The organism is Burkholderia sp. IMCC1007, from assembly GCF_027257875.1.
Taxonomy (GTDB): domain Bacteria; phylum Pseudomonadota; class Gammaproteobacteria; order Burkholderiales; family Burkholderiaceae; genus Burkholderia.
The window spans coordinates 22763-35489 of the sequence record NZ_JAPVQY010000035.1; the positions used below are offsets into that span (position 1 = coordinate 22763).

The window sequence follows — 12727 nt, forward strand, 5'->3', positions numbered from 1 at the left end:
CTCCCTGTTATTGCGCGCTCGACGCAGCGGCGGCGCTTGCCGGAGCAGCGCCCGATGCGGCGGCGCCCGAGGCGGCTGCGGTGCCGGAACCGGCGGCGGCCGGGGCGGCGGACGCGGCAGCGCCCGAGGCGGCGACCGGTGCCGACAGCTGCGCCGGCACGGCCTTCACGGTCGCGCCCGGACGCACCTTGTCGACGCCCTGCACGATCACGCGGTCGCCCGCTTGCAGACCGCCTTCGACGACCCAGTTCTGACCCTGCATGCCGCTCGTCTTCAGCGGATGCGGCTCGACCTTGTTGCTCGCGTTCACGACCATCGCGATCGCCTGGCCCTTCTGGTCATGCGTGACGCCGATCTGCGGCACCAGGAACGCGTTCTGGTTCACGCCTTCCTCGATCCGTGCGCGCACGAACATCCCCGGCAGCAGCACGCGGCCCGGGTTCGGGAACACCGCGCGGATGGTGACCGAGCCCGTCGTCTGGTCGACCGTCACGTCCGAGAACTGCAGCTTGCCGGCTTCCGAATAGGTCTTGCCGTCTTCGAGGATCAGCGACACCTTCGCGGCGCCCGGGCCGCTCGTCTTCAGGCGGCCGCTCTGCACGTCCTGGCGCAGCTTCAGCCCGTCGAGGCTCGACTGCGTGAGATCGACGTAGACCGGGTCGAGCTGCTGCACCGTCGACATCAGCGTCGCCTGGCTCGCCTGCACGTACGCGCCCGGCGTGACCTGCGAAATGCCGACGCGGCCGGTGATCGGCGACACGACGTCCGTATAGCCGAGGTTGATCTGCGCGGTCTCGACCGCTGCCTTGCCGGCCGCGACGTCCGCCGCGGCCTGCCCTTGCGTGGCCACCGCGTTGTCGTAGTCCTGCTTGCTGACCGCGTTCGCGGCGACCAGCACCTTGTAGCGCGCGACCAGCGCGTTCTGCGTGACGAGGTTCGCCTGCGCCTTCGCGAGCGTCGCCTTCGCGCTGTTCAGCTGCGCGAGGTACGGCGCGGGATCGATCTTGTAGAGGCGCTGGCCGGCCTTGACGTCGCCGCCTTCGGTGAATTCACGGCGCAGCACGATGCCGTCGACCCGCGCGCGCACCTGCGCGACGAGGAATGCGCTGGTGCGGCCCGGCAGTTCGGTGAAGACCGGTACGTTTTGCGGCTGGACGGTGACGACGCCGACTTCCGGCGTTTGCGGCGGCGGTGCCGATTCTTTTTTCCCGCACGCGGCCAGGAAAACGGCGGCCGTCGCGACAGTGATTAAGCGGTATGGAACCCGTTCGACGCGCATGGAGCGACCTCTTGTATAACCAATGGAATGAGTGCCGCGCCCGACCGGAGCGCAACACGGATGCGCCTCGCGGCGCTGATCGAACACCTGAATTACTGGACTGCTGGATACAGCAAGCCGGCACGAAACATCCATGCCGACGAGATGCCGCGAACTGCGGATTGTGACTTGGGGCGGAATCAGCAGAGTGGGATATTAACTGATTGCCACTTGGGTCATTCGATCGTAGGGTGGTATTGTATATACATTCACGAATGTATGTAAAAAGCCCGCGCGCCCGTCGCCAACTGCCACGTCTTACGAATCATTACCACTCGCAAGCATAGCGGCTCCACGCGATCGCGACGAGCGTTGCAGACCCTATATTCACCTACGATCGATCCATTCAGGCCTGCACATGGTCAGACGCACCAAGGAGGAGGCGCTCGAGACGCGCAACCGCATTCTCGACGCCGCCGAGCACGTGTTCTTCGAGAAAGGCGTGTCGCACACGTCGCTCGCGGACATCGCCCATCACGCCGGCGTGACGCGCGGCGCGATCTACTGGCATTTCGCGAACAAGAGCGAACTGTTCGACGCGATGTTCGACCGCGTGTTTCTGCCGATCGACGAACTGAAGACGATGCCGCTCGACGCACCGGGCGGCAATCCGCTCGAGAAGATCCGCAAGATCCTGATCTGGTGCCTGCTCGGCGTGCAGCGCGACTCGCAGCTGCGGCGCGTGTTCAGCATCCTGTTCATGAAGTGCGAATACGTCGCCGATATGGAGCCGTTGTTACAGCGCAACCGCGCGGGGATGAGCGAGGCGCTGCACGCGATCGACGCCGACCTCGCGGTGGCCGTGCGACTCAAGCTGCTGCCCGAGCGGCTCGACACGTGGCGCGCGACGCTGATGCTGCACACGCTGGTGAGCGGCTTCGTGCGCGACATGCTGATGCTGCCCGACGAGATCGATGCCGAGCAGCATGCGGAAAAGCTCGTCGACGGCTGCTTCGACATGCTGCGCTGCAGCCCCGCGATGCTGAAAGCGGACGACTGACGCTCGCCCCGGCGACGGCGCGATACGCGCCGTTTCATCGTCATCGGCGGCCCGTCGTGCCGGCCGCGCACGGGCGGCGGCGTCGCGCCGCCCGATCGATTCCCCTGCCCTCCCCCGGTTCGCTCACGCCGCCTTCGCGCGTTGCGCACGAGCCCGCCGGTTCGACGCGGCCACCGAATCGCGCGCGGGCATCGCCGTGCCGGCGAGTCCGGCGATCCACGCATCGGTCGACATCACTGCCGCGAAATTCGACTGGAACACCACCGTGTACGCGCGGTGAATCTCCTCGGCGCTCACCGCGCCCGCTTCATTCTCGTAAGGCAACGCGCCGGTCGCGTCCGCCAGATACTCGACGTTCAACCCCGCGTGCGCCGCGTGATAGACCGTCGATGCATTGCAGTTGTGCGTCATGTAGCCGGCGACCGCGAGCGTGTCGACCCCATGCGCGGCGAGCCACGCGGCGAGGTCGGTGCCGGCGAACGCGCTGGCTTGCGCCTTCACGATCAGATGCGCGTACGGCCGCCCGGCGACGACCGGATGCAGCGCGACGCCGTCCGTGCCGGGCGCGAAGATCGGCGCGCCGGCCGGCGCGACATGCTGGACCACGATCACGGGCACGCCGGCCGCATGCGCGGCGTCGATCGCGCGGCCGACGTTCGCGAGCGACGCGTCGACGGGCGGATACTCGATCGGCAGGTTGCCCGTCACGTATTCGTTCTGGACATCGATCACGATGAGGGCGCGGCGGGACGCGGAAGACGATGCGGCGTTCGACATGGGTGGCTCCGGGTTCGACGGCGCCGCCCCGCTCCGGAACGGAGCAGCTGGCAGCGCGATGCGATGCATTGTCGGATCGCAACGCGCACGCGGACAGTGGCCCGATTGCCATTCTTCGATAGAATCGGGCCATCGCCATCCCGGAGCCCGTCATGAGCGCCGTTGCGTCGCCCGTTGCCGCTGCCCCGACCGTCGTCGCCGTGATCGCGTACGACGGCATCAGCCCGTTCCACCTGTCAGTGCCGTCCGTCGTGTTCGGCAAGGAGCGCGATGCGGCCGCGACGCCCGCGTTCGAGTTCCGCGTGTGCTCGGCCGAGCGCGGCCCGCTCGCGACGACGGGCGGCTTCACGATCACCGCGCCGTACGGGCTCGATGCGCTCGACGACGCGGACATCGTGATCGTGCCGGCGTGGCGCGACCCGGACGAAGCGCCGCCCGACGTCATGCTGGACGCGGTGCGCGCAGCCGCCGCGCGCGGCGCGCAGCTCGTCGGCCTGTGTCTCGGCGCGTACGTGCTCGCCGCGGCCGGGCTGCTCGATGGCCGGCCGGCCACGACGCACTGGGCGTGGGCCGACGACTTCGCGCAGCGCTTTCCGCGCGTGAAGCTCGACCCCGACGTGCTGTACGTCGACGACGGCAACCTGATGACGTCGGCCGGCACGGCCGCGGGGCTCGACTGCTGCCTGCACGTGGTGCGCCGCCGCTTCGGCTCGGACGCGGCGAACCAGATCGCGCGCCGCCTCGTGATCCCGCCGCACCGCCAGGGCGGACAGGCGCAATACGTGCCGCAGCCGGTCGCTGCGCATCCGCGCGACGCGCGGCTCGCGGCGCTGCTCGACTGGGTGCGCGCGCATCTGGACGTCGCGCACAGCGTCGATTCGCTCGCCGAGCGCGTGCTGATGAGCCGGCGCACGTTCACGCGTCATTTCCGCCAGGCCACCGGCACGACCGTCACCGCGTGGCTGCAGGCCGAGCGGCTTACGCGCGCGCAGCATCTGCTGGAAACCACCGGCCAATCGATCGATGCGATCGCGCAGGCGGCCGGGTACGGGTCGAGCGTGTCGCTGCGCCAGCATTTCGCCGGCGCGCTCGGCACGTCGCCATCGGCCTATCGGAGGGAATTTCGCGGCGCCGGAACCGACGCGCGACGGTAGCGGCCGCCGCCGCGGCGAGCGCCGGCCGCCGGCAGCCGGCCACGCGGCGGCGCGCTCAGGCGCCGTTGATCCAGCGCGCCGCGTAAAGCAGCAGCGCGACGAACACGATGATCGCCGCCCATACCCACACGGGCAGCGGGCCGGATCCGCGATGATGGAGCGCACTGGTCGCGCGGCCGCTCAGCGCGCCGCCCAGGTGCGGCGGCAGCGGACGCTTCGTCGCGGCCATGATCGACGCGGGCCGCAGGAACACGTGCTGGCGACGCTGCGGGCCCGGGCGCGCACGGTTCGGCACGAGTCCGTGCTTCGCCTGCACGACCGCGCAGAACTCGCGGAAGAAATCGTCGGTCCACTCGCGCAGCGCGTTCTCGATCTGCCGCCCCGGCAATTCCGCGAGCGGCCCGCTCGCGGTCGCCCACACCACGTAGTCGATGCACGTCGCGCCGGCGTCAGCGTCGTCCGGCAGCAGCATGAGTTCGACCTGGCCGCGCAGCGCCCCGAGGCCGTCGGCCCGCGCCTTGAAGCTGAGCACGCGGCGCGGCTGCCCTTCCGCATCGCCCTGCTCGGCCGCCGAATGCGCACGCACGTCGTAGCGCGCGCGCAGCGGGCCGAGCGGCACCGTGATCGTGAGCGCGAACTCGCCGTGCGGCAGCTTCACGAACGATTCGCAATGGTCGAAGCTCGCGCGCAGCAGCGCGAGATCCTCGAACGCGTCCCGCACGATCGCCCGCGCGAGCGGGACGCGTAACGTGTCGTTCAGTTCCATGATGCCTCCCCGATGAACGCGTGCCGCATCAGGATGTTTCGATGAGACTGTCGATCCGTGCCGGGTCGAAGGCAACGTAGTGCGCAAGCACGGACGCGGCGGGCCGCGGTTGCTCGTAACTCCATGCGGCGTTCTCGATCACGCCGTCTTCGGTCTGTAGATCGAAATGCACGGCCTCGCCCCGCAACGGACAGACCGTCGTGTGGCCCGACTTCACGAGCCGGCGCATGTTGACGTCGTCGCGCGGCAGGTAGTGCGTGTCCGGCAAATCCGCTTCGCGCACCGTCAGCGCACCCTGCGAATCGGCATACGTGATGCCGCGATGGATCACCCGCACGCGATGGCGGTTCGGCACGATTTCGAGGCGAGGGGAATCGGACATCGTTTCTCCTTCGGACGGCTCCGGCACGCAAGCCGGACGCTGGAAACGAAAAAGCCACGGCGCGCAGCCGTGGCTTTCATTATGGGCGAAACTTCGTCCGATTGTGCGACCCCGGACGGGGCCGCGGCCGACAATCTATTGCGCGCTCCACTGGAACGCCGCTTTCGCGCCGCCCTTCGAACCGACCGTGACCGCGCGCGACTCGTCGCTGCCCTGATACGACGCGTGGACCGTGTAGCGCCCCGGCGGCAGCTTCACGAGCATGTACGGCCCGCGGGCGTCCGTCTTCAGCACCTCGTTGTTCTTGCCGTCGACGATCCGCACGTGGACGTCGGCCAGATATTCACCGCCCTGGCCGGTGAAGCGCAGCGCCAGCGGCCACGCCGATTCGTTGCGCTCGAATGCCGTCGACTGATCCTTGCCGATGCCGCCGGACACGAAGCTCACGTCGCCCTGCTGGGTCGCGGCGGGCAAGTCGTCCGACTGCGCGTACGCGCCGGTCGCGACGGTTGCGAGGCCTGCGGCCAGCGCCGCCGCGACGGTAAATCGGGACAGATTGCGTAGATATTGCATGGCTCTCTCCTTTAGGGTCGGAACACAGCACTACGAAGCCGAATGACGGCGGCGCCCGCCGCGGCCGGCCAGGGCCGGCCCGCAACGATCACCGGTCAGCTCAGGTCGACCGGCACGAAGATCTGTGCATTGTCGCGCTGAATCAGCAGAGCAAGACTGTTGCCTGCCCCCTTGACCGCGTCGCGCAATTGCTCGGGGCTCGTGACCGGGCGGCCGTTGACCGCCAGGATTACGTCGCCCGGCTGGATGCCCGCGCTGGCAGCCGGACCGCCGGCCTGCTGCACGATCAGCCCGTGCGACAGGTTGGCGGCGCTGCGTTCCTGCGGCGTGAGCGGACGCACCGCGACGCCGAGGCGCCCCTGTTCGACCGGGCCGCCGTCGTTCGACGCCAGCTTCGCATCGGTCATCGCACCGAGCGTCACGGTGATCGACTTCTTCGCCTTGTCGCGCCACACCTGCAGGTCGGCCTTCGTGCCGGGCTTCAGGTTCGCGATCTGCGCGGGCAGCGACGTCGAATCGGCAACCGGCGAACCGTTGACCGACAGGATCACGTCGCCTGGCTGCAGGCCGGCCTTCGCGGCCGGACCGTTCGGATCGACCGAGCTGACGAGCGCGCCGTCCGGCTTCTGCAGCCCGAACGAGCTCGCGAGCGTCTGATTGAGGCCCTGCACCGCAACACCGAGGCGGCCGCGGCTCACGTGGCCCGTCTTCACGAGCTCGTCCTTGACCTTGATCGCCTCGTTGATCGGGATCGCGAACGACAGGCCCTGGAAGCCGCCCGTCTGCGAGTAGATCATCGAGTTGATGCCGATCACCTCGCCCTGCAGATTGAACAGCGGGCCGCCCGAGTTGCCGGGGTTCACCGGCACGTCGGTCTGGATGAACGGCGTGTAGTTCTCGTCGGGCAGCGCGCGCGACTTCGCGCTGATGATGCCGGACGTGACCGTATTGTCGAAGCCGTACGGCGAACCGATCGCGACGACCCACTGGCCGACCTTGCTCTGCCCCGGGTCGCCGATCTTCACGGTCGGCAGGCCGCTCGCGTCGATCTTCAGCACCGCGACGTCGGACTGCTTGTCGGAGCCGACGACCTTCGCCTTGTACTCGCGCTTGTCGGTGAGCTTGACCGTCACGACGTTCGCGCCGTCGATCACGTGTGCGTTGGTGAGGATGTACCCGTCGGCGCTGACGATGAAACCCGAGCCGAGGCTCGCGCTCGGCTGGTCGTCCGGCTGCGCGTCGCCGCCCATGCCCGGCATCTGGCCATAGAAGCGCTTGAAGAACTGGTAGAACGGGTCGCTCGGGTCCATTGGCAGCTGCGGCTGCTGCACGCGTCGCGACACCTGCTTCACGACGTGCTTCGCGCTGATGTTCACGACGGCCGGGCCGTAGGTTTCGACCAGCCCGGAGAAATCGGGAATGCCGGTCTTCGCCGCGGCCTCGGCCGGCATCAGCGCGGCCGCCTGCGCGGGCGTGATGATCTGCGGATCGGCGCGGCGGGTGCCCGCGACATAGCCGGCGGACAGGGCGGCCGCCACGGCGACCGCGACGGCACCGCGCGCAAGGAATCGGGTATTCATCGTAGGACCTCCTCTTTGTTAGAACGCAGCGTAACGACGCTGACTTAAAGGAGGCTTAATTGGCCTTAAGCGGGGCTTAAGCCGGTCGACGCCGTCCCGCCGGCGCCGTTCTTCACAGGGATTCGGGCGCGGGGGCTTCGGCGTCGCGGAACACGACGCTCACGAGCAGCCCGCCCGCGGCCGCGTCGCCGAGCGTCACCGTCGCACCCTGCTGTGCCGCCACGCGCTTGACGATCGCGAGCCCGAGCCCGCTGCCCGACACGTCGGCACGCGCGCGCGCCGAGCTGTCGCGATAGAAGCGGTCGAACACGCGCTCGCGCTCGTCGGCCGGGATGCCGGGCCCGCTGTCGCCGATCTGCACGCACGCGCGGCCGGCCGCGTCGCGCGTCAGCGAGACGTCGATGCGGCCGCCGTCGGGCGTGTACTTCACCGCGTTGTCCAGCAGGTTGCCGAACATCACGCGCAGCGCGGCGGCGTCCGCGACGACCGTGGCCGCGCACGTCTCCTCGAAGCCGAGATCGATGTCGTGCCGCTGCGCAAGCGGCGCATGCGCGGCCACGCATTCCGTCAGCAGCGCCTGCAGGTCGACCGGCTCGCGCATCGTCGCGCCGTCGGGTTCGGCGCGGGCCAGCGCGAGCAACTGCTCCGCGAGACGCGTCGCACGCGTGACGCCGTCCTGCAGATCGGCGAGCGCCTCGCGGCGCGACGCATCGTCCTTCGCCCGCGCGACGAGCTGGGACTGGATCTGCACGGCCGCGAGCGGCGTGCGCAGTTCGTGCGCGGCATCGGCGACGAAGGCCTTCTGCGTGTCGAGCGCCGCCGACAGCCGCGCGAGCAGCCCGTTCAGCGCGCGCACGAGCGGCTGCACCTCGAGCGGCAGGCGCCCATCGGGCAGCGCATCGAGCGCTTCGGGCCGGCGCGCCTCGACCGCGCGCGTCACGCGCTCGAGCGGCGCGAGCCCGCGCCCGACGATCGTCCACACCGCCGCGCCGAGGAACGGCAGCAGCACGATCAGCGGCCACAGCGTGCGCAGCGCGACGTTCGCCGCGAGCCGGTTGCGCACCGACAGCGGCTGCGCGAGCTGCACGACGTTGTCGCCGACGATCGCGCCGTACACGCGCCATTCGCCGCGATCGGTACGCTCGGTCGAGAAGCCCAGCTCCGCGCGCGGCGCGATCGGCGCGCGCGGATGCGAGAAATACATCAGCACGCCGTTGCGATTCCAGATCTGGATCACGATGCCTTCGTCGCCGTTGGTGCGCGAGCCGAACACCTGCGAAAACGGCTCGGACGGCAGCGCCGCCGCGATTTCCTGCAGCTGGTAGTCGAACAGCTCGTTCGCCTCGGCGAGCGCCTGCCGATAGATGAGCCAGCCCGCCATGCCCACGCCCGCGACGACGATCGCGAGCAGCCAGATCAGCAATTGATGACGAATCGACCGCACGCGTCAGCTTTCCTTGACGACCATGTAGCCGAGCCCGCGCACGTTGCGGATCAGGTCCGAACCGAGCTTCTTGCGCAGCGCGTGGATGTAGACCTCGACCGTGTTGCTGCCGATCTCCTCGCCCCAGCCGTACATCTTCTCCTCGAGCTGGCTCTTCGACAGCACCGCGCCGGGCCGCGCGAGCAGTGCCTCGAGCAGCGCGAACTCGCGCGCGGACAGCGCGACGGGCGCGCCGTCGAGCGTCACCTGGTGCGATGCGGGATCGAGCGTGAGCGCGCCATGCCGGATCAGCGACTCGCTGCGCCCCGCCTGGCGGCGAATGAGCGCGCGCATCCGCGCGCCGAGCTCGTCGAGATCGAACGGCTTGACGAGGTAATCGTCGGCGCCGGCGTCGAGCCCCTTCACGCGATCGGCGACCGCGTCACGCGCGGTGACGATCAGCACCGGCAGCGACAGCCCGCGCGCGCGCAGCGTGCGCAGCACGTCGATGCCGTCGCGCTTGGGCAGGCCGAGATCGAGCAGCAGCAGGTCGTACGCCTCGCCGCCGAGCGCGGTGAGCGCCGCGTCGCCGTCCTGCACCCAGTCGACCGCGAAGCCGTCGGAGCGCAGCGCCTTGCGCACGCCCTCCGCGATCATCCGGTCGTCTTCGACAAGCAGAATGCGCATCGGAACAGGAACCCATGGGACGAGTAAGACATGGCGCCCATTGTAGCGCCGCGAATTGCCGGCGCTCCTTGCAATGCAACAGAAAGGCGGATTGCAAGGGACGTGTGCGGACTTGTCTCTACAATGTGCGGTCCGGCGCCGCGCGCGCCCTGCCCCAGTCTCGTGCTTTTCCCGTATTCGCCCATGCCGATTTCCGATCTTTCCGCCCGGCTCGCGCCCGGCGCCCGCCACTGCCTGCGCATCGCCGCCGTCGTCGCCACCTGCGCGGCCGTGGCCTTCGCACCGCCCGCGCAAGCCCGCAAGAAGTCCCATCAGGAAGCCCGCAAGGAAGCGCGCAACGGCGTCGCAGTTTCGCCGGCCGCGCGCGCCGCCGGCCTGCCGGCGTCGGTGCTCGTCGCGCTGCAGCGCGCGAAGGTGCCGGCATCCGCAATGAGCGTCGTCGTCGAGCGGGTCGGCAACCCCGAGCCGCTGATCGCATGGAACGCGAGCCGGCCGATGCTGCCGGCGTCGACGATGAAGCTCGTCACGACCTTCTCCGGCCTGTCGATCCTCGGCCCCGACTTCCGCTGGCGCACCACCGCGTATGCGGACGGCCCGGTCGCGCCGGACGGCACGCTGCAGGGCAACCTGTACATCAAGGGCACCGGCGATCCGAAGCTCGTGCCCGAGGAACTGATCGACCTCGTCGACAAGCTGCGCAAGGCCGGTGTCAAGCACGTGGCCGGCGGCCTCGTGCTCGACAAGAGCTATTTCGCGGCGTCGACGCGCGACCTGCCGTCGTTCGACGACGACGTGAGCGCGCCGTACAACGTCGGCCCCGATCCGTTGCTGTATGCATTCAAGGCCGTGTCGTTTACGGTCACGCCGGGCGACGACGGCAAGGTCGCCGTCGACGTGCTGCCGCCGCTCGCGGATCTGTCGATCGACAACCAGCTGCATGAAGGCAAGGGTTCGTGCGGCGCGGCCGCCGAGGCCGCGCGCCCGACGCTGTCGACCGGCACCGGTGGAATCGTGACCGCATCGTTCGCCGGCGACTATCCGCTGCGCTGCGGCGCGCGTACGACCAACCTCGCGATCCTCGATCACACGACGTTCTTCGCGCGCGGCTTCCTCGCGCTGTGGCAGCAGGACGGCGGCACGATCGCGGGGCCGGTCAGCGAAGGCAAGGTGCCGGGCAACGCGCGTGCGCTCGCCGTGCATCACAGCCCCGTGCTCGGCAACATCGTCTACGACATCAACAAGTTCAGCAACAACGTGATGGCGCGCAACCTGTTCCTGACGATCGGCGCGGTCGGCGGCAAGCCGCCCGCGACGCCGGAACAGTCGAGCCGCGTGGTGCACGCGTTCCTGCAGAAAAACGGCATCGCGATGCCCGACCTCGACATGCAGAACGGCTCGGGCCTGTCGCGCGACGAGCACGTGAGCGCGCTGTCGCTCGCCGCACTGCTGCAGGCCGCGAACGCGAGCCCCGTCGCGCAGGCGTTCGTCGACTCGCTGCCGATCGCCGGCATCGACGGCACGATGAAGAACCGCCTGACCAGCGCCGGCGTGCTCGGCAACGCGCACATCAAGACCGGCACGCTGCGCGACGTGCGCGCGATCGCCGGCTACGTGGCGGGCGCCGACGGCGAGAGCTACATCGTCGTCAGCTTCATCAACGACGATCACGCGGAAGGCGCGCGCGCCGCGCACGACACCCTGCTCGAATGGATCTACGCCGGCGCGCACTGACGCGGCGCCAGCGGCTCGCGCCCGCGACGGCGCGACGCGTCATCCCGGGGCCCGGCAGGCAATTGCCGCCGCCCCGCCGCCTTCCGAATCGCCGCGCGCGGTTTGAAACGCCCGCAGTCAGCGGTGCGCCGCAGCCCGCGCGCCGCCCTGCGCACGAAACGGGGCCGCACCGCCCGCGCCCGTGCCGCGCGGCTTCCGTAGAAACCCTGTCCTCAGAGGGAACCCTCTACGCTGCCCCCTCGCCTAGCGCGTGGCGATTGCGTAGGCTGTTGGCCTGACCGATATCTACAACGGGCCACGCGCCCGGCCTCACGGCTTGCAGGGGAAAGGAGGAGACACGTCCATGCGATTCGACGTCGAATTGCTTCTGCTCGCGCTGGCGCCCGTCTTCCTGCTCTGCATCGGCTGGGAGGCCTGGCACCTCGCCCGCACACGTGCGCAGGACCATGTCTATGCGTGGCGCGACACGCTGTGCAACGCGGCGCTCGCGCTGATGCACCAGGGCGCCGACAAGCTCGCGTGGCTGTTCGTGATGCCCGTTTATGCGTACTGCTACGCGCATTTCCGGCTGTTCACGTGGCACGACGGCTGGCTGTCGTTCGCCGTGCTGTTCGTCGGACAGGACCTGCTCTACTACGTGTTCCATCGCGCGAGCCATCGCGTGCGCTGGCTGTGGGCCGCGCACGTCGTGCACCACTCGTCCGAGCGGATGAATTTCTCGACCGCGTTCCGGCAGAGCCTCATGTATCCGATCGCGGGCATGTGGGTGTTCTGGCTGCCGCTGGCGTTCCTCGGCTTTCCGCCGCAGCAGATCGTCGGCGTCGTGCTGATCAATCTCGCGTTCCAGTTCTTCGTGCACACGCAGGCGATCGGCAAGCTCGGCTGGCTCGAATACGTGCTCAACACGCCGTCGATCCATCGCGCGCACCACGCGCGCAATCCGCGCTACATCGACCGCAATTACGCAGGTGTACTCGTGATCTGGGATCGCCTGTTCGGCAGCTACGTCGAGGAATCGCCCGACGACCCGCCGCAATACGGAACCGTCGAGCCGCTGGGCTCGAACAACCCGCTCGTCGCGACGTTTCACGAGTGGGTGTCGATGGCGGCCGACGCGTTGCGCGTCGCAGGATGGCGCAACAAGCTGCGCGCGATTTTCGGCCCGCCCGAATGGGCGAGCGCTTATCATGCGCAGAGCGCCGAGGCCGCAAACCACGATCCGCGCACCACGCCGCTTGCGGCGGTGCGCGACCAATAAACCATTTCAGCCAACGGCCGCCGCGCTCGACCTGAGGAGACACGCGGCAGATGCACCCTACATCGGGCCATATCTACG

At 69.1% G+C, this 12727-nt stretch carries 12 protein-coding genes; 4 read left to right on the forward strand and 8 right to left on the reverse strand.

The features are described from left to right. Positions 1 to 7: 7 nt before the first annotated feature. Entirely contained in the window at positions 8 to 1279 is a 1272-nt protein-coding gene (locus O1Q03_RS25615; protein WP_269506815.1) for an efflux RND transporter periplasmic adaptor subunit, read from the reverse strand. Between the two features lie 397 nt (positions 1280 to 1676). Between O1Q03_RS25615 and O1Q03_RS25620 the strand changes: the two genes are divergently transcribed. After that, positions 1677 to 2318 (forward strand): TetR family transcriptional regulator, encoded by a 642-nt coding sequence (locus tag O1Q03_RS25620; RefSeq protein ID WP_269506816.1) that lies wholly within the window; start codon positions 1677 to 1679, stop codon positions 2316 to 2318. 123 nt (positions 2319 to 2441) lie between these two features. Here the strand turns inward: O1Q03_RS25620 and O1Q03_RS25625 are convergent, their stop codons facing one another. Next, positions 2442 to 3095, reverse strand: coding sequence for a cysteine hydrolase family protein (locus tag O1Q03_RS25625; RefSeq protein WP_269506817.1), 654 nt, complete (start codon positions 3093 to 3095; stop codon positions 2442 to 2444). Positions 3096 to 3247: 152 nt separating this feature from the next. Here O1Q03_RS25625 and O1Q03_RS25630 point away from each other — a divergent pair, with 152 nt between their 5' ends. Further along, positions 3248 to 4249 (forward strand): helix-turn-helix domain-containing protein, encoded by a 1002-nt coding sequence (locus O1Q03_RS25630; RefSeq protein ID WP_269506818.1) that lies wholly within the window; start codon positions 3248 to 3250, stop codon positions 4247 to 4249. A gap of 55 nt (positions 4250 to 4304) precedes the next feature. Here the strand turns inward: O1Q03_RS25630 and O1Q03_RS25635 are convergent, their stop codons facing one another. From O1Q03_RS25635 to O1Q03_RS25660, 6 genes are all read right to left on the reverse strand, one after another. Beyond that, positions 4305 to 5015: a CoxG family protein gene (locus tag O1Q03_RS25635; protein ID WP_269506819.1), complete on the reverse strand. Its 711-nt coding sequence runs from the start codon at positions 5013 to 5015 to the stop codon at positions 4305 to 4307. Between the two features lie 28 nt (positions 5016 to 5043). After that, positions 5044 to 5397, reverse strand: coding sequence for a DUF427 domain-containing protein (locus O1Q03_RS25640; protein WP_269506820.1), 354 nt, complete (start codon positions 5395 to 5397; stop codon positions 5044 to 5046). Positions 5398 to 5532: 135 nt separating this feature from the next. After that, the gene (locus O1Q03_RS25645; protein ID WP_269506821.1) at positions 5533 to 5970 is read right to left on the reverse strand and encodes a carboxypeptidase-like regulatory domain-containing protein; all 438 of its coding nucleotides are present in this window, start codon (positions 5968 to 5970) and stop codon (positions 5533 to 5535) included. 95 nt (positions 5971 to 6065) lie between these two features. Beyond that, positions 6066 to 7550 (reverse strand): DegQ family serine endoprotease, encoded by a 1485-nt coding sequence (locus O1Q03_RS25650; protein WP_269506822.1) that lies wholly within the window; start codon positions 7548 to 7550, stop codon positions 6066 to 6068. Between the two features lie 112 nt (positions 7551 to 7662). Continuing rightward, positions 7663 to 8994: an ATP-binding protein gene (locus O1Q03_RS25655; protein WP_269506823.1), complete on the reverse strand. Its 1332-nt coding sequence runs from the start codon at positions 8992 to 8994 to the stop codon at positions 7663 to 7665. Positions 8995 to 8997: 3 nt separating this feature from the next. Further along, complete coding sequence (locus O1Q03_RS25660) at positions 8998 to 9660, reverse strand: response regulator (protein WP_269506824.1); 663 nt, start codon at positions 9658 to 9660, stop codon at positions 8998 to 9000. Positions 9661 to 9843: 183 nt separating this feature from the next. Between O1Q03_RS25660 and dacB the strand changes: the two genes are divergently transcribed. After that, complete coding sequence (gene dacB / locus O1Q03_RS25665) at positions 9844 to 11391, forward strand: D-alanyl-D-alanine carboxypeptidase/D-alanyl-D-alanine endopeptidase (RefSeq protein ID WP_269506825.1); 1548 nt, start codon at positions 9844 to 9846, stop codon at positions 11389 to 11391. 343 nt (positions 11392 to 11734) lie between these two features. Then, a complete protein-coding gene (locus tag O1Q03_RS25670; RefSeq protein WP_269506826.1) occupies positions 11735 to 12649 on the forward strand; it encodes a sterol desaturase family protein in 915 nt (304 codons plus the stop codon). Positions 12650 to 12727: the final 78 nt, after the last annotated feature.